The sequence below is a fragment of the Rhizobium sp. AN68 genome (genome assembly GCF_030758035.1).
Taxonomy (GTDB): Bacteria; Pseudomonadota; Alphaproteobacteria; order Rhizobiales; family Rhizobiaceae; genus Agrobacterium; species Agrobacterium tumefaciens.
Genome location: NZ_JARWMI010000003.1, coordinates 221,278 through 248,213, shown reverse-complemented (window position 1 = coordinate 248,213; position 26,936 = coordinate 221,278). Strand labels below are relative to the sequence as shown.

Sequence of the window (26,936 nt, the reverse complement as noted above, 5' to 3'; positions counted from 1 at the left end):
GCTGATATCACGCCGCCTTGGCGACGTGATATTCCTTGATCGCGACCATCTTGATCGCCGGAAACCGCTCGGATTCATACCGCAGCGAGAAGGCATCCTGCGCCAGAAACACCGGATCGCCATCCAGATCGCGAGCGATATCGCCGCGTTTGACGTTGAGGAACTTGTCCATTTCCGCAGGCTGATCGGACGAGATCCAGCGGCAGACGGAAAAGCGAGACATTTCAAACGAGACCGGCAGGCCATATTCGCCCATCAGCCGTTCCTTCAACACATCGAGCTGCAGCGCGCCGACAACGCCGACGATGGCGGGCGAGCCGTCTTCTGGCGAAAAGAGCTGCACGACACCTTCTTCCGCCATCTGCTGCAAAGCTTCCTTCAGCTTCTTCGCCTTCATCGCGTCTTCCAAGCGCACGCGGCGCAGGATTTCCGGCGAGAAGTTCGGCACGCCCTGGAATACGAGGTTTTCACCTTCGGTCAGCGTATCACCGATGCGCAGCGTGCCGTGGTTGGGAATGCCGACCACATCGCCTGCAAAGGCCGTATCGGCCAGCTGGCGCTGTGACGCGAAGAAGAATTGCGGTGCGGTCAGCCCCATGAGCTTGCCGGTGCGCGACAGCCGCGCCTTCATGCCGCGCTCCAGCTTGCCGGAGCAGATGCGGGCAAAGGCGATGCGGTCGCGATGGTTGGGATCCATATTGGCCTGAATCTTGAACACGAAGGCCGTCATCTTGTCTTCCGCCGCATGCACGGTGCGGGTATCCGCCACCTGATCGCGCGGCGGCGGGGCGAAATCACCCAGCGCATTGATGAGGTCGCGCACACCGAAATTGCGCAGCGCCGAACCGAAGAATACCGGCGTCATGTGACCTTCCAGGAACGCCTGACGGTCGAAGGGGCGGCAGGCTTCCAGAGCCAGTTCCGTTTCCTCGATAAAGACCTTGCGCTCATTTTCCGGCAGACGATCGGCGACAGCCTGAGGGCCGTTGACCGAAAGGCCATCCACCTGCGTGTCGTTGCCACGAAAGGTGTTTTCAGCAAGATTGTAAGCGCCACAGAAGCTCTTCGCCCGGCCGACCGGCCAGGTGATCGGCGCGGTATCGAGCGCCAGCTTTTCCTCGACCTCGTCCAGAATCTCGAAGGGATCGCGGCTTTCGCGGTCCATCTTGTTGATGAAGGTGATGATCGGAATATCGCGCATGCGGCAAACTTCGAAAAGCTTCAGCGTGCGCGGCTCGATACCCTTGGCGGCATCGATGACCATGATCGCCGCATCCACCGCCGTCAGCGTGCGGTAGGTGTCATCGGCAAAGTCTTCGTGGCCGGGCGTATCGAGGATGTTGAAGACGCGGTCGTTATATTCGAAGGTCATGACCGAAGTGACGACCGAAATGCCGCGCTCGCGCTCGATCTTCATCCAGTCCGAACGGGTCTGGATGCGATCCTTCTTCGCCTTCACCTCACCGGCAAGCTGGATCGCTCCGCCGAACAGCAGCAGTTTTTCCGTAAGCGTGGTCTTACCCGCGTCCGGGTGCGCAATAATAGCAAAGGTGCGGCGGCGGGAGACCGCCTCGGCAAGTGTTTCGGCCATCTGACAAATCCTGTGGAATTGCGGGGTATCTAGCGTTTCAGGCCCGCATTTGCAATTGACCTTGCCGCGATCTCGGCAAACTAATGCCGCATGACCGTTCAAAATGATAATCGACCCCTCCTCCGGCTTGTGCGTCTTGCCAATGGCGCAGACCTCGAATTGCCTTCCTATGAAACCCCTGGCGCCGCCGGAATGGACCTGCGCGCCGCAGTGCCGGCCGATGAACCGCTGACTTTGCAGCCGGGCGAACGGGCGCTGGTGCCGACCGGTTTCGTCTTCGAGGTTCCGCAAGGCTATGAGGCGCAAATCCGTCCGCGCTCCGGCCTCGCCATCAAGAACGGCATCACCTGCCTCAATTCCCCCGGCACGGTGGACAGCGACTATCGCGGCGAAGTGAAGGTCATTCTCGCCAATCTGGGGCAGGCCGATTTTGTCATCGAGCGCGGCATGCGCATCGCACAGATGGTGATTGCACCAGTTACGCAGGTGACAGTCAGCGAAGTGACCGAAACATCCGAGACGGCACGCGGTGCCGGTGGTTTCGGCTCCACGGGGCTTTGACCAGCCCCCTTTATGGGCGATTGTTTTCACCCCTGATTTTCGCTATTGATCTGGCGGATTTTCGGGGAAAATGACCATGACGCTGACGACCCTTCTTGCCTATGCCACCGCACTCTTCATCGCCGCTGCCATTCCCGGCCCCGGCATGACGGCGATCGTGGCGCGGGCGCTTGGATCGGGGTTTCGGGAAACCTTCTTCATGGGCCTCGGGCTGGTGCTGGGCGACATGATCTACCTGACCGGCGTGATCCTCGGCCTCGCCTTCGTGGCGCAGACTTTTCAGGAGGCCTTCATGGTCCTGAAGTTTGCCGGCGCAGCCTATCTTCTCTATATCGCATGGAAGCTCTGGACCGCCGGCCTCTTGCCACAGGACCTGAAGGCGAAAAAAAGCACCAGCATTCCCATGTCGTTTCTGTCCGGCCTGCTGATCACGCTGGGTAATCCAAAAACCATGCTGTTTTATGTGGCGCTGGTGCCGACGCTGATCGACATCCGCATGATCGGCCCATCGGAATATGCGACACTTCTGGCGCTGACCTTCGTCGTGTTGATGGCCGTTCTCCTGCCTTACATCCTGCTTGCTGCCAAGGCGCGCAACCTCCTGAAACGGCCAAGTGCGTTGACGATCCTCAACCGCACCGCGGCGGGAATTCTGGCGGGAACGGCGACCATGATCGCGATCCGCAGCACCTGAAACGATTTCGTGCATTTGCCTGATTTATCGTGAATTTTTTCCGGTAATCAGACGATATTAGGACGAACGTTCGCTGGCCTGACAAGACTATTGCTCCTATTCTGCCGCTGAAATCTTGCGGCCACACATCGTGTGGCCTTCATACAGGAGAGCATCATGCCCGAAGCCAGAAAGCCCGGACGCGGACGCGTCTATTCCTCCATCACCGAAACAATCGGCGATACGCCGATCGTGCGGCTGGACAAGCTGGCGAGGGAAAAAGGCGTGAAGGCCAATCTTCTCGCCAAGCTGGAGTTCTTCAACCCCATCGCCTCCGTGAAAGACCGCATTGGCGTTGCCATGATCGAAGCGCTGGAAGCCCAGGGCAAGATCACCCCCGGCAAAACGACGCTGGTTGAGCCGACCTCCGGCAACACGGGCATTGCGCTAGCCTTTGCCGCCGCCGCCAAGGGTTACAAGCTGATCTTGACCATGCCGGAAACGATGTCGGTCGAACGCCGGAAAATGCTGGCCTTGCTGGGCGCGGAACTGGTGTTGACCGAAGGCCCGAAGGGCATGAAGGGCGCCATCGCCAAGGCGCAGGAACTGGCCGAAACCCTGCCAGACGCGATTATTCCCCAGCAGTTCGAAAACCCCGCAAACCCGGATATTCATCGCAAGACGACGGCGGAAGAAATCTGGAACGACACCGAGGGTGCTGTCGATATTTTTGTTTCGGGCATCGGTACGGGTGGCACTATCACCGGTACGGGCCAGGTGCTGAAATCCCGCAAGCCGGAGGTGAAGGTCATTGCCGTCGAGCCAGCCGACAGCCCGGTTCTTTCCGGTGGCAACCCCGGTCCGCACAAGATCCAGGGCATCGGCGCCGGTTTTGCACCCGCGATCCTCGACACTGGAATCTATGACGAAATCGTCACCGTGACCAATGACGACGCTTTTGAAATCGCCCGTCTGGTGGCGAAGCTGGAAGGCGTACCCGTCGGCATCTCCTCGGGCGCGGCACTCGCAGCGGCGATCAAGGTCGGCGCACGTGAGGAAAATGCCGGCAAGAATATCGTCGTCATTATTCCCTCCTTCGCGGAACGTTACCTTTCGACCGCCCTTTTCGAAGGGCTTGGGCTTTAAGCCGTTCCTCTTCGGTCAGGCCGCAAACGCGCGCCTGACCGCAATGACCGATTGTGCCGCCGGCCATCCGCCAGCGGCACAATTGTTTTAGCCGATAAAGGGCGAAGGAAGGCCGCTTATGCCGCCGCCGTCAGTCTTTCACCGGCAATGCGGTATGAAATGGCTTCGGCCACATGTATACGTCCGACAGTTTGTTTGCCGTCCAAATCAGCCAATGTGCGGGCTACCTTGAGAATGCGATGATAACCGCGTGCGGAGAACTTCAACTGTTCGGCAGCATCGCGCAGCAACTGCAGCCCGGAAGCATCGGGCTCCGCATATTTTTCGATCAGCGTTGTCGTGCAGCGAGCGTTGGTGCGAATGCCTGAAGAGCCCGCCGCCGCATAACGCTCCTGCTGCGCAAGGCGGGCGCGAGCGACACGGGCGGCCACCACCGAACTCGGTTCGGCAGTCATGGGACGGATGAGGTCAGTGGCGGAGACGGCGGGAACGTCGATGCGAATATCGATGCGATCCATCAGCGGGCCGGAAATGCGGGCCTGATAATCTGTCATGCAACGTGGCCCTCTGGCGCAAGTGAAACCCGGCTCCCCCGCTCTGCCGCACCGGCAGGGGTTCATCGCAGCGACAAGCTGGATTTCCGCCGGATAAGTGACGCGGTGATTGGCACGGGCAACGATGCATTCGCCCGTTTCCAGCGGCTGGCGCAGCGCATCCAGCACCTGAGGCGCAAATTCCGGGAACTCATCGAGAAAAAGAACGCCGTGGTGGGCAAGTGAAGCCTCACCCGGCTTGGCACGCAGCCCTCCGCCGATCAGCGCGGCCATGGTGGCGGAATGGTGTGGCGTGCGAAACGGTCTGCGGTCCGACAGCTTGCCGCCGGACAATTGGCCGGCGATGGAATGGACCATGGACACTTCCAGCAATTCCGCAGCCTCGAGAGGCGGCAGAATTGAGGGCAAGCGCGCAGCGAGCATGGATTTACCGGAGCCGGGCGGGCCAACCATCAGCAGATTATGGCCACCGGCAGCTGCCACCTCCAACGCGCGCCGGGCCGTCTCCTGCCCCTTGATATCGGCCAGATCCGGCAAATTGACCGGATTAGCACGGATGGCGGGCATCGGGCGGGAGAGAAGCTGGGTGCCGCGAAAATGGTTGGCAAGCGCAATAAGGCTGCGTGGGGCGAGAATATCGATGCCAGCCCCGGCCCAGGCTGCTTCCGGCCCGCTATCAGCCGGGCAAATCAAACCCTTCCCGAGCGCATTGGCACCGATGGCCGCGGGCAGAGCGCCCGAAACCGTGCCGATGGTGCCATCGAGATTGAGTTCGCCGAGAACCACATATTGCCCGAGCGCTTCCGCCGGTATCGCTCCCAAAGCGGCCATGAGACCCAAAGCGATCGGAAGATCGAAATGCGATCCTTCCTTGGGCAAATCCGCAGGCGCCAGATTGACCGTGACTTTTTTGCCGGCAGCGCCAGACCGGAGGCATGGAGCGCGGCCTGCACCCGCTCCCGGCTTTCCGCCACCGCCTTGTCCGGCAGGCCGACGATCTGGATGCCGACCTTTCCGGGTGCGACCATCACCTGCACCTCGACCGGCACACCCTCTATTCCCTGAAATGCAACCGTATTGACCCGTGCCACCATGGCCTGCCCCCGCAAACCGGCCACAACATCAAAGCATTATGCCCCGATGGCGGCCACTCTCAAGTAACCTGCCACAGAGCAAAGAATAAAACAAGAACATTAAGCGAACAATTTCGCGCGAACGGTGTATTTCAGTTGTATAGAGTTGTGCACGCGGAACAAACGCAGGTGGCGAGGAAATTGCCTCAGAAATCCTGTGCTTCGCGCTTTTTCTCGATCGCATCCCACAACAGGCTTGCCACATCGGCACCGCCGAATTTCTGCACTTCACGAATGCCTGTCGGTGAGGTGACGTTGATTTCCGTGAGGTAATCGCCGATCACATCGATGCCAACGAACAGGAAACCGCGCTCGCGCAGGGCGGGGCCGATGCGGCGGCAGATTTCCTTCTCACGCGCGGTGAGTTCCGTTGGCTCCGGGCGGCCGCCGGCATGCATGTTGGAGCGGGCATCATTTTCCGCCGGCACGCGATTGATCGCGCCCACGGGCTCGCCATCCACCAGAAGGATACGCTTGTCGCCCTTGCGAACATCCGGCAAGTATTCCTGGGCGATATAGGGTTCGCGGAACATCTGGCCGAACATTTCCAGCAGCGATGAGAAATTGCGGTCGTCCCGCGCGGAATGGAAGACGCCTGCACCACCATTGCCATAAAGCGGCTTGAGGATGATATCGCCCATTTCATTGCGGAAGCGGGCGATTTCAGAGACATCCTTGGTGATCAGCGTCTTCGGCATCAGATCGGCGAATTCGGTGACGAAAATCTTTTCCGGCGAGTTGCGGACCCAGGCGGGATCGTTGACAACAAGCGTTTTGGGATGAATGCGCTCGAGCAAATGGGTCGAGGTGATGTAGGCCATGTCGAATGGCGGATCCTGGCGCAGATGAATGACATCCATGGTCGAGAGATCGACCCGCTCCGGCTCCGAGAGCGAAAAATGGTCGCCCTTGATATCGCGCAGTTCCATCTGTTCGACGGTCGCGTAGATCTTGCCATCGCGCATGGAGAGGCGTTCGGGGGTATAGTGAAACAGCCGGTATCCACGTGCCTGCGCCTCAAGGCTCATGGCGAAGGTGGAGTCGCCGGCGATATTGATGCCGGAGACATGATCCATCTGGATCGCGACGTTCTTGATCTTCGCCATGCGCATCTTCCTCTTGCAGCATGCGGACGCTTCGCGGTTCCGCCGTGCCCATTGCCTCGTCTGTTCGCGATTCCCCGCAGGACCGGAAGAGACCCGGAAATGCTTCAGAAAACCCTGAAGATGTAGGGCAGCGACCATTCAAACGCAACTGCTGCGAGGGGTGCTTTTTGTGAGTTTTATTGAACCTTCACAATTCCGCAGGTGGCGCTGCGCAGAGCCCCACCTGACGGAGTGTTTTACCAGTTCAGGCCGCCAGCTTGTAGGAACGACCGGCAAACAGCTTGTTCTTGACCCGGTAGGCCAGAGCCAGCGCCGTGGGGAAAGGGCGGCGCATGAAGGCAACCTTGCGGACATACTCATCCACCCGCCAGGTGGCCCATGTTCCCGCGCGGAAATAAGCGACGTCACCCACCCGCAGGATACTGACTGTGCCGTCTTCCGCCGTCACATGCACCTCACCCTCGAGGATATAGACGGTCTCGTCCCAACCGAAGAACCATCGGAACTCGCCCGCCGTACAATCCCACATGGCTGTGCTGGAGGCGCGGTCTCCGCTTCTGGAATGATCCGCCGCACGCGCCTGAGGATCACCGGAAATTATCCAGTCGGGGTTGATGGGGGCCGGCTGCAGCCGCAAATCGGTGCAGGACGCGCTAACCACGCTCTCGTCTTTTGCCCTGCGCAAAGAGGCGGGCAATATCGGCACCGTGCGGATGGCCATGGTCGCAGCCGCCGCGAACATCATCTTTAAAGGCATATTAGAAAACCCCCGTGAAATATTGGAGATCTTCTATCATCGGGATCGTAACGAAGCGGTTTTGACAATCGGCGCAATTTTAGTCATCGCGCCGATTTCTTATCGTCCACTCAGGCCGTTGCCAGCTGCACGGGCTGCGCCACAGCCTGTTCCGCCTTGCCGGCAATGCGCTTGCCGGTCTCGCTGGAGAAGAAGTGCAGCTTGTCCGGAGATATGGCGACCGACAAGGTAGCCGGAATCTCGACCTCCGGCGAAAACGCCACAGTCAGGTTCTGGTCGCCGATCATGCCGTGGATAAGACGCTGCGAGCCGAGTTCCTCGATATACTCGACGCGTAGCGAAAAACCGGGCTCACCTGCCGCCGCCAGGCGGAAATCTTCCGCCCGCATGCCCACAGTAACCGGGCCGGAGGTGGGGGCGAAACCGTTGAGCGCGATCAGCGACGGCCCGACCGCAAGGCTATCCCCATGCAACTCGCCGCTCAGCAGGTTCATGGCGGGAGAACCGATGAAGCTTGCGACAAAGGTGGAAGCGGGGGTGTGATAGACCTCGAGCGGTGCGCCGATCTGTTCGATGCGGCCGCCGTTCAGCACCACCAGACGATCTGCCAGCGTCATGGCTTCCAGCTGATCGTGCGTGACGTAGATCGAAGTGGTGCCGAGGCGCTTTTGCAGGCGCTTGATCTCCCCGCGCATGGAAACGCGTAGTTTGGCATCAAGGTTGGACAGGGGCTCATCAAACAGGAAGGCCGCCGGTTTGCGCACGATGGCGCGGCCCATGGCGACTCGCTGACGCTGGCCGCCGGAAAGGGCGCGCGGCTTGCGCTCCAGATAGGGTTCGAGCTGGAGCATGCGGGCGGCCTCGGCCACGCGCGCATCGATCTCCGCCTTCGGCGTCTTGCGGTTCTTCAACCCGTATTCCAGGTTCTGGCGCACCGACATATGCGGATAGAGCGCGTAGTTCTGGAACACCATGGCGATATCCCGGTCAGCCGGATCTACCTGGTTGACCACCCGGTCACCGATCTTCACCGTGCCTTCGGAAATATCCTCAAGTCCGGCGACCATACGCAGGAGCGTGGACTTGCCGCAGCCGGAGGGACCGACGAGAACAATGAACTCGCCGTCCCTGATGTCGATATCGACGTGATGCACGGCACGCACGCCGCCATGATAATCCTTGCAGACCTGACTGATTTCTATCGCGGCCATTTTCGGTTTCCTTATTTGTCGCTTTCCGTCAGGCCCTTGATGAACCAGCGCTGGAAGATCACGACGATCATCACAGGCGGCAGCATGGCCAGAACGGCAAGCGCGAAAGCTTCGTTGTAATCGGGGATTTGCGAACCGACCCAGACTTGCAGGATCGACTTGATGCCGCGCATCAGGGTGAAGAAACTCTCGTCCGTGGTCATCAGCATGGGCCAGAGGTACTGGTTCCAGCCGTAAACGAACATGATGATGAAGATCGCCGCCATCATGGTACGGGAAAGCGGGATGATCACATCAATGAAGAACTTGACCGGGCCCGCACCGTCGATGCGAGCAGCTTCCAGCAATTCCTCAGGAATGGATTTGAAGAACTGCCGGAAATAGAAGGTGCCCGTCGCAGACGCCAGAAGCGGCACGATCAGACCGGTGTAGGAGTTCAAGAGGCCGAGTTTGCTCATAACCTCATAGGACGGCATGATGCGTACTTCGAGCGGCAGCAGCAGCGTGGTGAAGATGATCCAGAAGGCAAGCGTTGCAAACCGGAACCGGAAATAGACGATCGCATAGGCTGCCATCATCGAGAGGACGATCTTGCCGACGGCAAAACCGATGCCGAGGATCAGCGAGTTCAGCACCATGTTGAGACCGGTGATCTGCCCGGTAAAGCCGCCCTTCTGCGTCAGGACCTTTTCATAGGTCCCGACGAAATTGTCGCCCGGAACGAGTGTCAGGCCGCTGCGGTGGATTTCCGCCGCCGTATGGGTGGACGTCATGAATGCCACGACGACAGGCAATATCAGGAACAGTGCGCCGATGATCAGCACCAGATGGTCGAGGGGTTTTGTCTTGTACATTGTCTTTTCCCTCAATTGTAATGGATGCGTTTTTCGATGAAGCGGAACTGGATGATGGTCAGTACGAAGACGACCAGCATCAGGATGACGGACTGGGCAGAGGAACCGCCGATGTCATTGCCGCGGAAACCGTCGAGAAAGACCTTGTAGACCAGCGTAATCGGATTGTTGGCGGCCTTGTCCTTCACCATCACGTCGATAATGCCGAACGTATCGAACAGCGAATATGTGATGTTGATGATCAGCAGGAAGAATGCAGTCGGTGCCAGAAGCGGCATGATGACCGTCCAGAACCGGCGCACGCTCGATCGGCAATCGATGGCGGCAGCCTCGCGCACGGCGACGGATACGCCCTGCAATCCGGACAGGAAGAAGATGAAATTATAAGGGATCTGCTTCCAGACCGCGACGGCAATCATGGCGAAGGCTGTATCGAAGTAGTTGAGGCCAACCTTCATATCCCAGCCCAAAAACGCGGCCATCTTGACGAAAGGCCCGATATGCTGGTCGAAAAACATCATGCCGATGAGACCCGCAACCGGCGGCGCGATGGCGTAAACGGAGATCAGCAACGTCTTGTAGGCGGAACTGCCGCGAACGACCGCATCGGCCTTGACCGCAAGCAAAAGACCGAGCGCCAGCGAAAAGAAAGTGACCAGCACGGTGAAGACAACCGTGAACTTGGCGATGTTTAGATATTCCGGATTGAAGATGGCATCGGAATAATTGGCGAAGCCCACGAACGTTGCACCGAACCCGAAAGGGTCTTCGATAAAGAACGACGATTGCACGGCCTGGACGGAGGGCCAGTAGAAGAAGATGAAAATCACCGCCAGTTGCGGCGCCAGAAACAGATAGGGCACGTAGGACGAGGAGAACTGCACGCGCTTCATGCTGGCTTCTGCGGCCTTCGCCGTTTTTCCGGTTTTTGCAGACCGGCCGGATAGAAACCGGGCCAGACGCGGTTGAGACGATGTATAGGCCACGCTTGCGCCTCCTTAATCCAAGAGCGAGCCTCCTTTCCGGCGGAAAGGAGGCTCGACAACTATCGTTGGTTTCAAAAAGGGAGATCAGCCAGCCGTTTTAGCGAAACGGGCGAGAAGATCGTTGCCTTCCTTTTCGATGATGTCGAAGGCGTCCTTCGGCGTTACTTCGCCGGAGAAGATGCGGTTGTATTCGCGTTCCATGATGGAGCGGATTTGCGGGTAGAAACCGAGACGGTAGCCCTTGGACCATTCGCCTGAAGGCAGCGACAGCTGCTGGATACCGACTTCGGCGGCAGGCTTTTCCTTGTAGAAGCCTTCAGCCTTGGCCTTTTCGTAAGCAGCCGTGGTGATAGCGACGTAACCGGTTGCCTTGTGGTAGAAGACCTGGATTTCCGGCGAAGTCAGGAACTGGAAGAAGTCAGCGACGCACTTGTTTTCGGCTTCAGACTTGCCCGACATTGCAAAGAGGGCAGCGCCGCCGATGAAGGAGTTGGTGCCAGCGCCCTTGATGGAGCCCCAGTAGGGAAGGAAGGTTGCCGAGAACGGCATGGACGCCGTCTTCTGCAGGCCACCAAACGAACCCGAGGAACCGATCCAGAGGGCAACCTTGCCTTCTTCGAAGGGCTTCTGGTTGTCGTTCCAGCCGGCGCCGTAGTAGGCGAACAGACCCTTGTCTTTCCAGTCCTTCAGCTTGTCGAACATCATGACGAGGTTCGGATCGGTGACCTTGAGCTTGGTGTCAGTGACGCTGTCGTAACCATTGTTGTTGGTTGCGAACTGGATGTTGTTGCGGGAGAAGAAGTTCTCCGTGAACTGCCAGGTGAGCTGCGACTGGACGAGCGGGATGTAACCGGCTTCCTTCAGCTTCGGTGCGACCTTTTCGAAATCTTCCCAGGTCTTCGGAGCTTCGACGCCGGCCTTCTTCAGGGCTTCGTCGTTGACATACATGATCGGCGCGGAAGTGTTGAAAGGCATGCCGACGAACTTGCCGTCAGCGGCAGCGTAGAAATAGCGGACGCCGTTGATGAAGGCTTCGCGGTCGAACTTGTAACCGGCCTTGTTGATGAGGTCTTCCGCAGGAATGACAGCGCCCTTGGCGTTGATGATGGTGGCAGCGCCAGCATCGAAAACCTGAAGAATGTTCGGCTGTTCGCCCGAACGGAAAGCAGCGATGCCGCTTGCAAGCGCTTCTTCGTATGAGCCCTTGGAAACCGGTGTCAGAGCGCATTCTTTCTGGGCTTCGTTGAACTTCTGCGAAACTTCGTTGATGACTTCGCCGTTACGGCCGCCCATGCCGTGCCACCAGGTGATGTTGGTCGCAGCCATGGAAGACGTTGCCGAAATGCTGACCGCCACTGCGGCCATGGAAATCTTCTTCAACATTACTAAATCCTCTCCACCATTTATTGGGATGAGGATGCGAATAGAGACGTTCCATGACGCCTCTTTAACGGTTTTATGTCAGATTTATTACAGTCCCTGCGATAGGAACTCCATTCTTCCAGAAACGGATGTCTCAAGCGTCCTTGCGCTTTATCGGGCGAGCCGGATTTCCGACCACCGTCGTCCCGGCCAAGACATCCCGCGTCACCACCGAACCGGCCCCGACGATCGCGCCATCGCCAATCGTGATGCCGGCCAGAAGGATCGCCCCGCCGCCGATCCAGACATCGCGACCGATCGTGACCGGCTTTGCGATTTCAATGCCTTGCGAACGCGCAACCGGGTCCAGATGATGTTCGGCGCAATAGATCTGCACGGCCGGCCCCAACATCGCGCCATCGCCAATCCGCACGGGCGCAGAATCAAGAATGACGCAGCCGGTATTGAGATAGACGTTCGCACCCAACGTAATGTTGAAGCCGTAAGCGCAATGAAACGGTGCTTCGATAAAGGCTCCTTCCGCAACGGAGGCAAAGAGCGCCCGCAGCAAAGGCGACATGGCCTCACGCTCATCCGGCGGCGCGGTGTTGTGCTGGTGAACGGCACGGCGGCCGCGGGCGCGCAGCACGTCCAGTTCGGCATCCATGCAACAGTACCATTCGCCCGCAGCCATTTTTTCCCGCTCAGTGGACATTGCCTCCCCCCTCAAAAAGCGTCGATGAAATGCTGCGGCAGGCGTCGTGGCAGGACTGCGACGATATCGAAACGCAACGAAAACCGCGCGGCATCCTTGCGGCGGGAGAGCCAAATATCGGCAGCTGCCCGAATGCGCTGTTGCGAACGGAAGCCGACCGCATCGACAGCCCCGGCACCGGAAGGCCGCGCCTTGACCTCGACGATGGCGACGACATCCTTCTTGCGGGCAATGAGATCGATTTCTCCCAGCCGGGTTCGATAACGAATGGCGAGGATGCGGTATCCCCGAAACAGCAGATAGAGTGCTGCCCAGTATTCCGCAGCGTGGCCGCGTCGCTCGGCCTTTCGTCTCTTGTTCGTTTGCCCGTCAGCGGCCATCCGCATCCTTCATATCCAGCAGCCGTTGATAAAGCTCCTTGCGCGGCAGGCCCGTCAGCTTTGCCGCCTCGGCTGCGGCCCTCGCGGCAGGCATGGTTGTGACGAGATCCTTCAGAAGTCTCTCGACATCCTCGATGTCGGGAATTTCGTCATAAGAGGGCGGTTCTATCAGGAGCACGATCTCGCCCTTCACCACACGGTCCTCGTCGTAATATTCCGCAAGCTCGCCCAGCGTGCCACGCCGGAACTCCTCGAAAGTCTTGGTCAGCTCACGGCACACCACAGCACGGCGATCGCGGCCAAGGACTTCCGATGCCACCTTTACGGAGGTGCCAATGCGGCGTGGCGATTCAAAAAACATGAGGGTGGCCGGAATTTTCGCAAGTTCGGCAAAACGGTCGCGCTTGCCGCGATCCTTTACCGGCAGAAAGCCCGCGAACAGAAAGGCGTCACTCGGCATGCCAGAACCGACAAGGGCAGCAAGCGGCGCAGATGCTCCCGGCACCGGCACGACGCGATGACCGGCCTCCAGCGCGAGCTGACCAAGGCGATAACCGGGATCGGAGACGAGTGGCGTTCCGGCATCCGACACCAGCGCCACGGATTTTCCGGCCTCCAAAGCGGCGATGAGTTTTGGTCCCGCTTCCTGCGCATTATGCTCGTGATAGGAGAGCGGACGTATGCGGATACCGTAACGCTCAAGCAAAATGCGGGTGACGCGGGTATCCTCGCACGCGAGAACATCGGCAGATGCCAGCGTTTCCAGCGCCCGGATGGTGATGTCTCCGAGATTGCCGATGGGAGTGGCCACGAGATAGAGCGCCGGCTCCAACGGCCGCGCCGGAATAGTGGCCGTGCCGATCCTGAAGCTCTTGGTCGCCTGTCCGGCGTCGCTGTTCGATATTTCTTCCGTCACACGGCTTCCAATCATTCTGGCCGATCATTCCCGGCCGGTCGCTCCAGTTTTACCCCTTTATGGGCAATAGAAAACCGGCGAACAAGGTCCACGGGCGGTCACAGGCTGTGGATCATGCTGTATAGCAGCAAAATGACCGGCGGCAGATGCACTCGGCTCTTGCATTTTCTGCAATAACTCTGCCATTTTGCCCGTCCACATTATCCGGCGTTCCGGCCGGTCAAGACTCTTCTTACCGATCCGGCGGTGGCCGGGTCGCAACGGTTGAAAGCGGTAGCGTCCATGCGTATTACTCTTGAGCGGTCGAACCTTCTTAAATCGCTGAACCACGTCCACAGGGTCGTCGAGCGTCGTAACACGATCCCGATCCTGTCCAACGTTCTGCTGCGCGCATCCGGCGCCAATCTGGATATGAAGGCGACCGACCTCGACCTCGAAATCACCGAAGCGACGCCGGCCATGGTGGAGCAGGCGGGCGCGACCACCGTGCCGGCGCATCTGCTTTATGAAATCGTGCGCAAGCTGCCGGATGGTTCCGAAGTGCTTCTGGCCACCAATCCGGATGGCTCCACAATGACGGTTGCTTCCGGCCGTTCGAAATTCTCGCTGCAATGCCTTCCGGAAACCGATTTCCCGGATCTGACCGCCGGTACCTTCAGCCACACCTTCAAACTGAAGGCGACCGACCTGAAGATGCTGATCGACCGGACGCAATTTGCGATTTCGACCGAAGAGACACGCTATTATCTGAACGGCATCTTCTTCCACACCATCGAAAGCAACGGCGACCTCAAGCTGCGCGCAGTCGCGACGGACGGTCACCGCCTTGCGCGCGCCGATGTGGATGCGCCTTCCGGCTCCGAAGGCATGCCGGGCATCATCATTCCGCGCAAGACCGTCGGCGAATTGCAGAAGCTGATGGACAATCCCGAACTTGATGTCACCGTAGAGGTATCGGACGCGAAAATCCGCCTGACCATCGGCTCGGTCGTTTTGACCTCGAAGCTGATCGACGGCACCTTCCCGGATTACCAGCGCGTCATCCCCACCGGCAACGACAAGGAAATGCGCGTCGATTGCCAGACCTTCGCCCGTGCGGTCGATCGCGTGTCGACCATCTCTTCCGAGCGTGGCCGCGCCGTGAAGCTGGCGTTGACCAACGGCCAGCTGACGCTGACCGTCAACAATCCGGATTCAGGCAGTGCGACGGAAGAAGTGGCTGTCGGTTACGACAATGATTCGATGGAAATCGGCTTCAATGCCAAATATCTCCTCGACATCACCTCGCAGCTTTCCGGTGAAGACGCGATTTTCCTTCTGGCGGATGCGGGCTCGCCAACGCTCGTTCGCGACACCGCCGGCGACGATGCGCTTTATGTTCTGATGCCAATGCGCGTTTAAAGTGGACTTTTTGTCTTCAAATCAATCAAAAAACGCCGGTGGATCGCTCCACCGGCGTTTTTTGATTCGGCGCAGACAGATTTCTAACGCTAAACGAATTTTTCCAATTACGACATTTTGCCTTGTTTTAGCGCCAAATGAGATAAACAGTGCGTAACATTTTTTTGACAATGACCAAAATACATCCGAGGGGAATTATGGCACTCAACCTGAAGCAACGCTTTGAAAGAAAATTTGAGGAAGAAATCCGCTTTTTCAAAGGCATGGTCAGCCAGCCGAAAAAGGTCGGAGCCATCGTCCCGACATCCTCCATCACGGCAAGAAAAATGGCGAGTGTCATCGACCCGCATTCCGACCTGCCCGTTCTCGAACTCGGCCCCGGTACCGGTGTCATCACCAAGGCCATTCTGGCACGCGGCATCAAGCCGGAGCGCCTGACGGCCATCGAATATTCGACCGATTTCTACAATCAGCTTCTCAGAAGCTATCCAGGCGTCAACTTCATCAATGGCGATGCCTTCGATCTGAATGCGACACTTGGCGAGCACCAGGGCCAGATGTTCGACAGCGTCATTTCCGCCGTACCGATGCTGAATTTTCCGATGGCCGCCCGCATCAAGCTTCTCGACGAATTGCTGAAACGCGTGCCGCACGGTCGCCCCGTCATACAGATATCCTACGGTCCGATTTCCCCGATCGTTGCGCAGCCGCATCTCTACCACATCCGCCATTTCGATTTCATCGTGCGCAACATTCCTCCGGCGCAATTGTGGACCTATACCCGGGCCTGATCACACGGCAGAGTGGGCAAAGGCCGTCATTTCCCGGTCGTGACAGATGGTTAGGGGCCTGATTTTCCCTTTCCATCGCCATTGAGGACCGTTCCCATGCATGCCCTTTACATTACCCATCCCCAGGTCCGGATCGATCCGGCGGTTCCGGTTCCGGAATGGGGACTTTCGGACGTGGGTGCACAGCGGGCGTTTGAGGCAAGCCGCCTGCCATGGGCACGCGCATTGCGCCGGATCGTGTCGAGCGCGGAAACCAAAGCCATCGAAACCGCCCGAATCCTTGCTGAAACATCCGGCGCGGATATTGAAATCATCGGGGCGATGCATGAGAACGACCGGTCGGCCACAGGCTTCCTGACGCCGCCGGAATTCGAAAAGGCTGCCGACTGGTTTTTTGCCCATCCGCGAGAAAGCTTTCACGGCTGGGAACGGGCAATCGATGCGCAGGCGCGAATTGTTAACGCCGTCAGGGCCGTTCTAGACCGGCACGACCCGCAACAGCCGATTGCCTTTGTCGGCCATGGCGGCGTCGGCACGCTTTTGAAATGCCATATCGAAGGCGTCGGCATCAGTCGCAGCAAGGACCAGCCACCCGGCGGCGGCAATCTTTTCCGGTTCCCAATCGCCGAATTTTCACTTGCAGCTCAGCGCCCCACATGCGACTGGACGGCAATGGAAACATGGCAGGGATAAGACAATGACCGCGCGCGAAAAACTGATCGTCGGGCTCGATGTTCCGACTGTGCAACAAGCTGAAGACATCGTGTCGAAGATCGGCGATGAGGTTCTGTTCTACAAGATCGGCTATCAGCTGGTATTTGCCGGTGGTCTCGAATTCGCCCGCGACCTTGCCCAGAGCGGCAAGAAAGTCTTTCTCGACATGAAACTGCTCGACATCGACAACACCGTCGCCTCCGGCGTCGAAAACATCGCCCGCATGGGCATGTCGATGCTGACCCTGCATGCCTACCCGAAAGCCATGCGCGCCGCAGTCAAGGCAGCCGAAGGCTCTGGCCTCTGCTTGCTTGGTGTCACCGTGCTAACATCGATGGATGATGCCGATCTTGCGGAAGCCGGCTATGCATCGGATGCCCGTTCGCTGGTGCTGCGCCGTGCGGAACAGGCGCGCGAGGCGGGCATGGGCGGCATCGTCTGTTCGGCAGAGGAATCGACGGCGGTGCGTGAAATCTTGGGCCCCGACCTTGCCGTCGTCACCCCTGGTATTCGCCCGGCTGGTGCCGAGGCTGGAGACCAGAAGCGCGTGATGACGCCTTTTGACGCCATCAAGGCCGGTTCGAGCCATCTGGTTGTCGGCCGCCCCATCGTCAGATCAGAAGATCCGAAAGCAGCAGCCCGCGCCATTCTTGACGACATGCTGCGCGCCAGCTTTCCGGCAAATCAATAAGGACCATCGGAGGAGACGAAATGGCAAAGGGTTACTGGATCGCGCGCGTCGATGTACGCGACAACGAACGCTACAAGGACTACGTGTCGACTGGGAAGCCCGCTTTCGAGCGGTTCGGCGCCAACTTTCTCGCCCGCGGCGGTGCGTTGACCGAACTTGAGGGCAAGGCACGCGCACGCAACGTCATCATCGAATTCCCCTCTGTGCAGCACGCGATCGATTGCTACAACTCGCCCGAATACCAGGCGGCGGCCAAAATCCGTCAGGAAGTCGCCGACGCGGAGATGATGATCGTCGAAGGAATTTGACGGTCTTCAACCGCATTTCCAAAACTAGTCCCGGGCCTTGTGACAACGTCTCTTCACGCGCGCACGGCTTTGGGCTAAGAGACTGAAAAACGCTTTATCGACAGCTTCTGAGGAGCCTCCCATGACCTTGGCCAACCTTCCACCCCTCGTCACCGTTTTCGGCGGTTCGGGTTTCGTCGGGCGGCATGTCGTGCGGATGCTCGCCAAGCGCGGTTATCGCATCCGCGTGGCCGTGCGCCGTCCCGATCTTGCTGGTTTCCTGCAGCCGCTCGGCAATGTCGGCCAGATCTCGTTTGCCCAGGCGAACCTGCGGTATCGCGACTCCATCGTCAAAGCCATCGAAGACGCCGACCACGTGGTCAATTGCGTTGGCATTCTGGCCGAAAGCGGCCGCAACACCTTTGACGCCGTGCAGGAATTCGGCGCGAAAGCCATTGCCGAAGCAGCCCGCAACGCCGGTGCAACGCTGACGCACATCTCCGCCATCGGTGCCGATGCCAATTCGTCGACCGGCTACGGCCGCACAAAGGGCCGCGCCGAGGCAGCAATCCATTCCGTTCTGCCCGGCGCCGTGATCCTGCGTCCTTCGATCATCTTTGGACCGGAAGACGACTTCTTCAATAAATTCGCCAAGATGGCCCGCAGCCTGCCGTTCCTGCCGCTGATCGGCGGCGGAAAAACCAAGTTCCAGCCGGTCTATGTCGAAGATGTAGCGGAGGCCGTTGCCCGCAGCGTGGATGGCAAGCTGAAGCCCGGCGCCATCTATGAACTGGGGTGGCCAGGACGTCATGACGTTCCGCGACTGTCTTGAGGCGGTTCTTGCCGCAACCTACCGTCAGCGTCCTTTCGTCAACCTGCCTTTCGGCGTCGCCTCAATGATCGGCAAAATCGCTTCGCTGGTGCCGCTGATTACGCCGCCGCTGACTGTCGATCAGGTGACCATGCTGAAAAAGGATAATGTCGTTTCCGCTGACGCGGAAAAGAACGGCCTGACCCTGGAAGGCATCGGCATTACGCCCGTTCGCGTTGCTTCCGTCCTGCCGTCCTACATGGTGCACTATCGCCCGCACGGACAGTTCTCGAACGCCGGAAAAGCAGCATAAACCTACCGTCGCGCATTAACGATCTGAACGAAAGCGGGAGCCATTCCCGCTTTTTGTTTTTGCGCAATTCAATCGCAACCAAACCGCTATTGGCGCATTTCCCCCTCAACTGCAGGGGAGGTGCACCATCGACTGAAGCTGTTTTGAAAAGCCGGGTAAAAGTTAACGGCCAAGTGGGCTCCACAGCCGAGCGTGGCACAAGCGCAACTGTGGAAAAGACTTCGCATTAACCCGGTATTCAGCAAGCCGCTTTATTGATAATGGCCACATTCCTAACATATCCAGAACCCTCACTTCACACACGGCGGCGTAATCCGCGCGAACGAACGTCTGAAAGGCAATAATAAAATGGGCAGATCTATCGCACTCTTTTTTGCGTGTGCGGCTTTGGTGGTTCTGGCGGGTTCTTTCATGGCGCCGGGCACGGTTGCAGCGGGCAAGAGCGGTTGCGCTCCCGCCTACGGTGTCGACCCTTGCGCAACGGCTTCGATCAGCACGAACTGATCAGCTTTCACAAGTCTCAAATAAAAAGCGCCTCCGGATTCTCCCGGGCGCTTTTTATTTTGTCCGTGTATTAAAAACGAACGGCTATTTTAAAGCTCGGCTCAACGGTAGAGCAGAAGTGCCGCCAGACCCAGCGAGCCGATAACGATGCGCCACCAGGCAAAGGGTGCAAAACCGCGTCGCGAGACGAAGTCTAGCAGCGAGCGTACGACGAACAGGCCGGAGACGAAAGCGGCGATGAAGCCTACGGCAATCAGCGCACTGTCATCGAAGCTCAGGGCATCTCGGTTCTTGTAGAGATCGAGCACAAACGCGCCGAGCATGGTCGGCATCGCCAGGAAAAACGAGAATTCGGCAGCGGAGCGCTTGTCCGTGCCCATCAACAGCGCGCCGACAATGGTGGCGCCGGACCGGGAGGTGCCCGGAACCATCGCAAGGCACTGGAACAGACCGATCTTGAAGGCAAGCGACGGCGGATAATCCATGATGTCGGTATATCTGGGCTTCAGCGGCATCCGGTCGACGGCCAGCAATATGACGCCGCCGATAACCAGCACGATACAGATGAGGACAGGTGTTTCGAACAGCACCGTCTTGATGAAGTCATGCGCCAGAGCGCCGATCACCGCCGCTGGCAGGAAGGCGACAGCGACGGCCAGCACGAAGCGGCGCGCCTTGGCACTTGTTGGCATCGCCATGGCGATCGACACAAGCTTCTGAAAATAAACAAGAAGGATAGCAACGATCGCGCCGAGCTGAATGAGAACGGCAAAGGTGTTGCCCGGCGATTTGAAGCCGAGAAAATGCCCGGCCAGCAGCACATGCGCCGTTGAGGAAACGGGAATGAACTCCGTAAGACCCTCGATAATGCCCAGCAAAAGCGCGCTGATGATCGATTGGTCACCCATGAGGTATCCTTTTTTCAGGGGGAAGCGGGAATGGAAAGCAATTGCGTTAAACTTGTTTTAAAGTAGCCAAGCTCTTATAGCGTCTTGATGAAGCGAAACTGAAAAAGTTTTCCGTCAATTGTCGATCATGACAACCAATCGTAAAAATTGAGTACCGATGCCAACTCTCTATCACTCTCCCATGTCGACCGCATCGCGGTTCGTTCGTCTGATCCTTTCGGAATACGGGTTCCAGACCGATCTCGTGGAGGAGCAGCCGTGGGAAAGAAGGCGGGAGTTTCTGGCCCTGAATCCGGCGGGCACCCTGCCGGTCTATCTCGATGACAATATGCGCTCTCTCAGCGGTCCCTACGTGCTCGCCGAGTTTCTCGACGAAACGCACGGGGTTTTGAAGCGTGACCGGCGATTGCTGGCGGAAGACCCGTTTCAGCGGGCGGAAATCCGCCGCTTGACCGAGTGGTTCCTGCAGAAGATGGAAAACGATGTGACCCGACCGCTGGTGCGGGAGCGGGTTTATAAATTGCAGATGACGGCGGCGCAGGGTGGTGGCCCCCCGGATTCCAAGCTTCTGCGCACCGCGCGTAACAATGTTCGTCAGCACATCAAATATCTGGAATGGCTGGCGGGTTCGCGGACGTGGCTCGCCGGCGACCGATTGAGTTATGCCGATCTGGCCGCGGCTGCTTCTGTTTCGGTGCTGGATTATCTCGGCGAAATCAACTGGCTTGAAGCGCCCATTGCCAAGGAGTGGTATCAGCGGCTGAAATCGCGCCCGTCCTTCCGGCCGTTCCTCAGTGAGCGCATTCCGCGCCTTGCCCCCTCCTCCCACTACGCCGATCTGGATTTCTAAGTTTCGGCCTCCCGGTTATTTGCTGCGGCGTGTAGCTACGCATATATATGTCGCAGAGTAACCCGCAGGAGAAACGACCATCGACGTTGCCAGCGACAAGCAGCGGATACGCGCTCGCAAACTGACGGACTTCGTTCGTCAGGAGGCGCTTTCGCTCGGCTTCGATCTCTGTCGTATCACCGCGCCGGACAGCATTCCGCTGGCACCGGGACGGTTGAGGCAGTTTCTGGATAAGGGCTATCATGGCACGATGGCGTGGATGGAGGAGACCGAGGCCCGTCGCGCCGAGCCAAAAACGCTATGGGGCGACGTGCGCTCCATTGTCATGTTCGGGCTGAATTACGGGCCTGAGGAAGATCCTCGCGGCGTTCTTTCCAAAGCCGACAAGGCAGCCATTTCGGTCTATGCCCGCAACCGCGACTATCACGACGTCATAAAAGGGCGACTGAAAGAAATCGCCACCCGTTTTGCCGCGCGCGCCGGCGAGGACGTGAAGGTCTTCGTTGACACTGCGCCGGTGATGGAAAAACCGCTTGCCGCAGCCGCGGGTCTCGGCTGGCAGGGCAAACACACCAATCTGGTCAGCCGCACCCATGGTTCCTGGCTGTTTCTCGGCAGCATGTTCACCACCGCCGAGCTTTGTCTTGATGAGGCAGAGAAGGACCATTGCGGCTCCTGTCGCGCCTGTCTCGATGCCTGTCCGACGGCCGCCTTCCCCGCCCCCTACCAGCTGGACGCCCGCCGCTGCATCTCCTACCTCACCATTGAGCACAAAGGCGTCATCCCGCACGAGTTCCGGCCGATGATAGGCAACCGCATCTATGGCTGCGACGATTGCCTTGCCGCCTGTCCCTGGAACAAATTCGCGGCCAGCGCCTCCGAGATGAAGCTGCAGGCGCGCGAGGATTTGAAGGAACCTTCCATCGCCTTCCTGCTGACGCTGGACGACGCTGCCTTCCGCAGCTTCTTCAGCGGCTCACCAGTCAAGCGCATCGGGCGTAACCGCTTCATCCGCAACGTGCTGATAGCTGCTGGAAACTCTCGCGACCAGCAATTCGTGCAGCAATGCAAGTCTCTCGCCGAAAAAGACCCGGCACCGGAGGTGCGCGGCATGGCCGCATGGGCTTTGTCGCAGCTTATGGACAGCGAGGAATTCCGTGCATACTCTGCCGGCCGCGCCCCGGAGCCTGATCCAGAGGCGGAAATGGAATGGCAACTGGCAGAGGCGTGACCCATGCATGTGATGATTTTCGGCGCAGGATATTCGGGCAAGGCCATTGCAAACGCGCTGAAAACCGAAGCTGCAACGATATCGGGCACCACGCGCAGCACTGACAAGTTCGCAAGCCTTGCTGCAACTGGCATGACACCCTTCCTGTTCGACGGTGCCCATCTTAATGACGATCTCATCGCCACAATGGCCAATGTCACCCATCTCGTGCAGTCCATCGCGCCGGGGAAGGATGGAGATCCACTGCTTGCGCTTTTGGGCGACGACCTGAAACGGCTTCTGCCCAAGCTTGAATGGATCGCTTATCTTTCCACCGTTGGCGTCTATGGCGACCATGACGGCGCATGGGTGGATGAGGAAACCCCGTGCCGCCCGGTTTCCGCCCGGTCAGTGGAACGCGTTGCTGCCGAAACCGCCTGGGCTGCGGCTGCTGAAAAAGCGGGGGTGCCGCTTGCCATCTTGCGCCTTTCGGGAATTTACGGCCCCGGACGCAATAGTTTCATGAATTTCGAAAAGGAAACGGCGCGCAGGCTGGTGAAGAAAGACCAGGTGTTCAACCGCATCCGGGTTGAGGATATTGGTACGGCCCACGCCTTTCTGGCGCGGAGAAATGAACGCGGCGTCTTCAATGTGACGGATGATGAACCCGCTCCGCCGCAGGATGTGGTGAGCTTCGCCGCCACGTTGATGGGCGTTGAGCCGCCTCCCGAACAGGCATTCGAGACCGCCGATCTGACGCCGATGGCACGCTCCTTTTACGGCGAGAACAAGCGTGTTTCCAACGCCAGGATACGTGGCCTTGGTTTCGATTTCAGCTTCCCGGAGTACAAAATCTCCCTGACACAATTGTGGGAAAGCGGCCTCTGGCGGGGCTAAAAATTCCCCATTTAAAAGCGATGAAAAATCCTTCCAAACCCGTTTTTGAGGATGGTTTTGGTGGTTTTTCAGTCAATTAGGCTTTTATTAACCATGCAAAAATCGCTAAAATCGTAGCCATTAGAAAAATATTTCACTCACATTTCGTGAACTCGATTCACGAAGGCGTGACTTGTAACAGCATTTCCATTGAGCATTGATTCTGCGTCATTTTTTCCACTTTTCAACAATAAGGCACCGACGACACCTTTCCGGCTAACGATCACGAATGTTACAGCCTGTAACACTTCGTGATTTGAGATCAGCTTTTTTTCGCCATTTTTCCCTCGCCCTACAATCTCGCATTCAAACGCGTTCAGGCCAGACAATGGCCGTTTAGCAAGGGCACAATCAATCGGCGCGGGGCCGATTTTCAGGGAAGCACAGTTTGTTGAATATCCGTCGTATAACTTTCACCGTCGCAACTATAGCCGCCTGTTCCATCATTGCGCCTCTTCAGGCGAATGCGGCAAATGGTTGTGGAGGGGCATCGTGGTATGCGTTGAGCTCCAAGACTGCTTCGGGCGAGCGTATGAACGCCGCCAACATGACCGCCGCTCACCGCTCGCTGCGGTTCGGCACCAAGGTCAAGGTTACCAATGCCCGTAACGGCAAGGCCGTTGTGGTGCGCATCAATGACCGCGGTCCGTTCATCAAGGGTCGCGTTCTCGATCTTTCCAAGGCCGCTGCCAAAAACATCGGCATGATCAGTTCCGGCACCGCCAAGGTCTGCTACGAGGTCGTCAGCGCCGATTGAGCCTTGCCCTTGCCGCCATTCGCGTCTACCAACCGGGCTAATCAGCAAAATGAGGTAGACAATGCGTTTGGGCGGGCGTTTGGCCGGAGCAATCGAAGTATTGGCGGATATTGAGGGACGCAGGCGTCCTGTTGCCGATGCTCTGAAGGACTGGGGACTTGCCCATCGTTTCGCAGGTTCGGGTGACAGGGCCGCGATCGGCAACATCGTCTATGACGCGCTGCGCATGAAACTGTCACACGCCTGGCTGATGGATGACGACAGCGCCGCCTCGCTTGGTTATGCAGTTCTTCTGCGACAATGGGGCAAGAGCTTTTCGGAACTTGCGGCGGAATTCGACGGCGACAAATTTGCCCCTGCCGCGCCTGATGAAGAAAAGCAGAAAGCCTTTCTCTCCCGTTCTCTCGCCGATGCACCAGCCCATATTCAGGGCGACATTCCCGAATGGGTTCAAGCATCCTTCGAGACGGCGTTTGGAGCCAGCTGGCTTGCCGAGGCGCAGGCGCTGAACCAGCGCCCGACGCTTGATCTGCGGGCCAACACGCTGAAGGCCACTCGCGACAAGGTGCTGAAGGCGCTGGAAGAGAGCGGTGCGGAAGCAACGCATATCGCCCGTCAGGGTGTCCGCATCCCCGCCGGCGAAGGCCCTTCCCGCCTGCCGAATGTGACCGCAGAACTGTCCTTCCAGAAAGGCTGGTTCGAAGTTCAGGACGAGGGATCACAGATCGTTGCCGATCTTGCCGGCGCGCATGAAGGCGAACAGATCCTCGATTATTGCGCAGGTGGCGGCGGCAAGACGCTGGCCATGGCCGCCAGCATGAACAACAAGGGTCAGGTTCACGCCTTCGACGCCGATCGCAAGCGGCTCGCGCCGATCATCGAGCGGCTGAAACGAGCCGGCACGCGCAATGTGCAGGTTCATGACCGCGCAGCCGGACTTGTCCCGTTTCATGAAAAATTCGATCGCGTTCTGGTGGACGCCCCCTGCACTGGCACCGGAACATGGCGCCGGCGGCCCGACACCAAATGGCGGCTGACGACACGCAATCTGGAAGAACGGGTACAGCAGCAGGGCGAGGCCCTTTCGCAGGCCAAGGGTTTTGTGCGCCCCGGCGGCGAGCTGCTTTATGTCACCTGCTCGGTTCTGCCCGAGGAAAACGAGCAGCAGGTCACGCGCTTCTGCGAAGAAAATCCGCAATTCTATATCGGTTCGGCACTGGATCGCTGGCAGACGACTTTTGGCGGCAATGCAAACAAACCGCATTCCTCTGACGGCAAGACAGTGACGCTGACGCCTGCAACTACAGATACGGATGGTTTCTTCTTCTGCGTAATGAAACGCAAAGTGTGAAACAGGTTTTGCACGCGCTGATTTTACTTCGAAAAATACCGAGTAGCTTGTTTCAAAGCATTCTAAACTAGAATATTTGACACAAGTTTGCGATTGGGTCAGAACTCGCTTGCCGCAGCGTGAAGTTATTTCACGCCTGCCCAAGGAGAGGGATCATGATCCGCAAAACCATTCTCAGCGCGTCTTTCGCGCTTCTGGCCGCATCCGCGACCTTCACCGCGCTTCCCGCCCGCGCTGCGACCGACGCCGCCGCTGTCGTCAAGCATTACGCCGACGTCGCGCATGCGAAATACGAGGATCCGCTGACCACGGCGAAGGCGCTGGACAAGGCAATCGACGCGCTGATCGCAACACCGAGCGAAGGAACGCTGAAAGCTGCACGTGAAGCGTGGATCAAGGCGCGCGTTCCCTACCAGCAATCGGAAGTCTACCGGTTCGGCAACCCTGTCGTCGACGCCTGGGAAGGCAAGGTAAACGCCTGGCCGCTGGATGAAGGCCTGATCGACTATGTCGACGGTTCCTACGGCACCGAGAGCGACGAGAACGAGCTTTACGTCGCAAACATCATCGCCAATCCGAAGATCAAGATCAGTGGCGAAGATGTCGATACCTCGAAGATCACCCCCGAACTGATCGAAAGCCTGCACGAGGCGGGCGATGTCGAAGCCAATGTGACGACCGGTTACCACGCCATCGAATTCCTGCTCTGGGGCCAGGACCTGAACGGCACCGGACCGGGTGCGGGCAACCGCCCCTATACCGACTACGACAAGAAGAATTGCACGAACGGCAATTGCGACCGCCGCGCCGATTACCTGAAGTCCGCCTCCACCCTGCTGATCAAGGATCTTCAGGAAATGGTGGACGCCTGGGCGCCGGAAGGCGAAGCCACCAAGACAGTGGAAGCCGACCCGAAAGCCGGCCTGACCGCCATTCTCACCGGCATGGGCTCTCTTTCCTATGGCGAGCTGGCAGGGGAGCGCATGAAGCTCGGCCTTCTGCTGCACGATCCGGAAGAGGAGCATGATTGCTTCTCCGACAATACCTATAATTCGCATCTTAACGACGCCATCGGCATCGCATCTGCCTATACCGGCGAATATACCCGTGTGGATGGAACGAAGATGACCGGCGCCTCGCTGTCGGAGCTGGTCGGCGCCAAGGACAAGGCGCTGAACGACGAGATGACGGCGAAGCTGAACAAGACGCTCGACGCCATGCATGCCATGGAAAAGCGTGCCCAGACGGTCGAGGCCTACGACCAGATGATCGGCGAAGGCAACAAGGAAGGCAACGCCGTGGTTCAGGCTGCCATCGACGGCCTTCTCGACCAGACGAAAACCGTCGAACGCGTGATTGCGGCACTCGATCTCGGCAAGATCGAACTTGAAGGTTCCGCCAGCCTCGATAATCCGAACGCCGTCTTCAAATAAGAGCCAATGCGGGCCGCAGATCGCTGCGGCCCGC

25 protein-coding genes and 2 pseudogenes are annotated in these 26,936 nt (G+C 58.5%); 15 read left to right on the top strand and 12 right to left on the bottom strand.

The genetic code is table 11. From position 1 onward, the window contains the following. Nucleotides 1-7: 7 nt before the first annotated feature. Nucleotides 8-1,591 carry a peptide chain release factor 3 gene (locus RBH71_RS14235; RefSeq protein WP_003514729.1) on the bottom strand — a complete coding sequence of 528 codons (1,584 nt, stop codon included), beginning with the start codon at nucleotides 1,589-1,591 and terminating at the stop codon, nucleotides 8-10. 90 nt (nucleotides 1,592-1,681) lie between these two features. On the opposite strand from RBH71_RS14235, the gene dut reads away from it, so the two are divergent. From dut to cysK, 3 genes are all read left to right on the top strand, one after another. After that, nucleotides 1,682-2,152, top strand: coding sequence for a dUTP diphosphatase (dut, locus tag RBH71_RS14230; protein ID WP_003514727.1), 471 nt, complete (start codon nucleotides 1,682-1,684; stop codon nucleotides 2,150-2,152). A gap of 76 nt (nucleotides 2,153-2,228) precedes the next feature. Further along, entirely contained in the window at nucleotides 2,229-2,846 is a 618-nt protein-coding gene (locus RBH71_RS14225) for a LysE family translocator (RefSeq protein WP_019564444.1), read from the top strand. Nucleotides 2,847-3,002: 156 nt separating this feature from the next. After that, nucleotides 3,003-3,971 carry a cysteine synthase A gene (gene cysK / locus RBH71_RS14220; protein WP_003514725.1) on the top strand — a complete coding sequence of 323 codons (969 nt, stop codon included), beginning with the start codon at nucleotides 3,003-3,005 and terminating at the stop codon, nucleotides 3,969-3,971. A gap of 116 nt (nucleotides 3,972-4,087) precedes the next feature. Here cysK and RBH71_RS14215 read toward each other — a convergent pair. The 10 genes and pseudogenes from RBH71_RS14215 to rsmI all read right to left on the bottom strand — a co-directional run bounded on the left by RBH71_RS14215 (nucleotide 4,088) and on the right by rsmI (nucleotide 13,960). After that, a pseudogene (locus tag RBH71_RS14215) lies at nucleotides 4,088-5,619 on the bottom strand (YifB family Mg chelatase-like AAA ATPase). Nucleotides 5,620-5,804: 185 nt separating this feature from the next. Next, complete coding sequence (gene gshB, locus RBH71_RS14210; protein ID WP_003514721.1) at nucleotides 5,805-6,764, bottom strand: glutathione synthase; 960 nt, start codon at nucleotides 6,762-6,764, stop codon at nucleotides 5,805-5,807. 244 nt (nucleotides 6,765-7,008) lie between these two features. Beyond that, nucleotides 7,009-7,521, bottom strand: a complete 513-nt coding sequence (locus RBH71_RS14205) for a cupin domain-containing protein (RefSeq protein ID WP_013635353.1) — start codon at nucleotides 7,519-7,521, stop codon at nucleotides 7,009-7,011. Between the two features lie 110 nt (nucleotides 7,522-7,631). Beyond that, on the bottom strand, nucleotides 7,632-8,732 hold the full coding sequence (locus tag RBH71_RS14200; RefSeq protein ID WP_003514717.1) for a sn-glycerol-3-phosphate import ATP-binding protein UgpC: 1,101 nt from the start codon (nucleotides 8,730-8,732) through the stop codon (nucleotides 7,632-7,634). 11 nt (nucleotides 8,733-8,743) lie between these two features. Further along, entirely contained in the window at nucleotides 8,744-9,586 is an 843-nt protein-coding gene (ugpE, locus tag RBH71_RS14195; protein ID WP_003514715.1) for a sn-glycerol-3-phosphate ABC transporter permease UgpE, read from the bottom strand. An 11-nt stretch (nucleotides 9,587-9,597) separates the two neighbouring features. Further along, nucleotides 9,598-10,572, bottom strand: coding sequence for an ABC transporter permease subunit (locus tag RBH71_RS14190; RefSeq protein ID WP_025592231.1), 975 nt, complete (start codon nucleotides 10,570-10,572; stop codon nucleotides 9,598-9,600). An 84-nt stretch (nucleotides 10,573-10,656) separates the two neighbouring features. After that, the gene (locus RBH71_RS14185; RefSeq protein ID WP_003514712.1) at nucleotides 10,657-11,955 is read right to left on the bottom strand and encodes an extracellular solute-binding protein; all 1,299 of its coding nucleotides are present in this window, start codon (nucleotides 11,953-11,955) and stop codon (nucleotides 10,657-10,659) included. 133 nt (nucleotides 11,956-12,088) lie between these two features. Further along, entirely contained in the window at nucleotides 12,089-12,649 is a 561-nt protein-coding gene (locus RBH71_RS14180; protein WP_035252008.1) for a sugar O-acetyltransferase, read from the bottom strand. Nucleotides 12,650-12,660: 11 nt separating this feature from the next. Then, entirely contained in the window at nucleotides 12,661-13,029 is a 369-nt protein-coding gene (locus RBH71_RS14175) for a YraN family protein (protein ID WP_003514708.1), read from the bottom strand. Then, complete coding sequence (rsmI, locus tag RBH71_RS14170) at nucleotides 13,019-13,960, bottom strand: 16S rRNA (cytidine(1402)-2'-O)-methyltransferase (protein WP_111802539.1); 942 nt, start codon at nucleotides 13,958-13,960, stop codon at nucleotides 13,019-13,021. The genes RBH71_RS14175 and rsmI overlap by 11 nt, the downstream gene beginning before the upstream one ends. Nucleotides 13,961-14,227: 267 nt before the next feature. Between rsmI and dnaN the strand changes: the two genes are divergently transcribed. From dnaN to RBH71_RS14140, 6 genes and pseudogenes are all read left to right on the top strand, one after another. Continuing rightward, entirely contained in the window at nucleotides 14,228-15,346 is a 1,119-nt protein-coding gene (dnaN, locus tag RBH71_RS14165; RefSeq protein ID WP_003514704.1) for a DNA polymerase III subunit beta, read from the top strand. Between the two features lie 197 nt (nucleotides 15,347-15,543). Further along, on the top strand, nucleotides 15,544-16,137 hold the full coding sequence (gene pmtA / locus RBH71_RS14160; RefSeq protein WP_003514702.1) for a phospholipid N-methyltransferase PmtA: 594 nt from the start codon (nucleotides 15,544-15,546) through the stop codon (nucleotides 16,135-16,137). A 96-nt stretch (nucleotides 16,138-16,233) separates the two neighbouring features. Next, the gene (locus RBH71_RS14155; RefSeq protein WP_003514701.1) at nucleotides 16,234-16,830 is read left to right on the top strand and encodes a histidine phosphatase family protein; all 597 of its coding nucleotides are present in this window, start codon (nucleotides 16,234-16,236) and stop codon (nucleotides 16,828-16,830) included. A gap of 4 nt (nucleotides 16,831-16,834) precedes the next feature. Continuing rightward, nucleotides 16,835-17,542, top strand: coding sequence for an orotidine-5'-phosphate decarboxylase (pyrF, locus tag RBH71_RS14150; protein ID WP_003514699.1), 708 nt, complete (start codon nucleotides 16,835-16,837; stop codon nucleotides 17,540-17,542). 20 nt (nucleotides 17,543-17,562) lie between these two features. Continuing rightward, complete coding sequence (locus RBH71_RS14145; protein ID WP_111802540.1) at nucleotides 17,563-17,850, top strand: DUF1330 domain-containing protein; 288 nt, start codon at nucleotides 17,563-17,565, stop codon at nucleotides 17,848-17,850. A 121-nt stretch (nucleotides 17,851-17,971) separates the two neighbouring features. After that, nucleotides 17,972-18,953, top strand: a pseudogene (locus tag RBH71_RS14140) (complex I NDUFA9 subunit family protein). Nucleotides 18,954-19,558: 605 nt separating this feature from the next. On the opposite strand, the gene RBH71_RS14135 reads toward RBH71_RS14140, so the two are convergent. Further along, entirely contained in the window at nucleotides 19,559-20,365 is an 807-nt protein-coding gene (locus RBH71_RS14135; protein ID WP_003514692.1) for an undecaprenyl-diphosphate phosphatase, read from the bottom strand. Between the two features lie 157 nt (nucleotides 20,366-20,522). Between RBH71_RS14135 and RBH71_RS14130 the strand changes: the two genes are divergently transcribed. The 6 genes from RBH71_RS14130 (at nucleotide 20,523) to RBH71_RS14105 (ending at nucleotide 26,902) form a co-directional block, all read left to right on the top strand. Further along, nucleotides 20,523-21,215, top strand: coding sequence for a glutathione S-transferase family protein (locus tag RBH71_RS14130; RefSeq protein ID WP_003514689.1), 693 nt, complete (start codon nucleotides 20,523-20,525; stop codon nucleotides 21,213-21,215). A 79-nt stretch (nucleotides 21,216-21,294) separates the two neighbouring features. Further along, the gene (gene queG / locus RBH71_RS14125; RefSeq protein WP_035252005.1) at nucleotides 21,295-22,446 is read left to right on the top strand and encodes a tRNA epoxyqueuosine(34) reductase QueG; all 1,152 of its coding nucleotides are present in this window, start codon (nucleotides 21,295-21,297) and stop codon (nucleotides 22,444-22,446) included. A gap of 3 nt (nucleotides 22,447-22,449) precedes the next feature. Then, nucleotides 22,450-23,322, top strand: coding sequence for an SDR family oxidoreductase (locus RBH71_RS14120; RefSeq protein WP_003514685.1), 873 nt, complete (start codon nucleotides 22,450-22,452; stop codon nucleotides 23,320-23,322). A 427-nt stretch (nucleotides 23,323-23,749) separates the two neighbouring features. Beyond that, a complete protein-coding gene (locus RBH71_RS14115) occupies nucleotides 23,750-24,118 on the top strand; it encodes a septal ring lytic transglycosylase RlpA family protein (protein ID WP_013635343.1) in 369 nt (122 codons plus the stop codon). 61 nt (nucleotides 24,119-24,179) lie between these two features. Then, nucleotides 24,180-25,469, top strand: coding sequence for an RsmB/NOP family class I SAM-dependent RNA methyltransferase (locus tag RBH71_RS14110; RefSeq protein ID WP_003514682.1), 1,290 nt, complete (start codon nucleotides 24,180-24,182; stop codon nucleotides 25,467-25,469). Nucleotides 25,470-25,624: 155 nt separating this feature from the next. Next, complete coding sequence (locus RBH71_RS14105; protein ID WP_323687400.1) at nucleotides 25,625-26,902, top strand: imelysin family protein; 1,278 nt, start codon at nucleotides 25,625-25,627, stop codon at nucleotides 26,900-26,902. The last annotated feature ends 34 nt before the right edge of the window (nucleotides 26,903-26,936 follow it).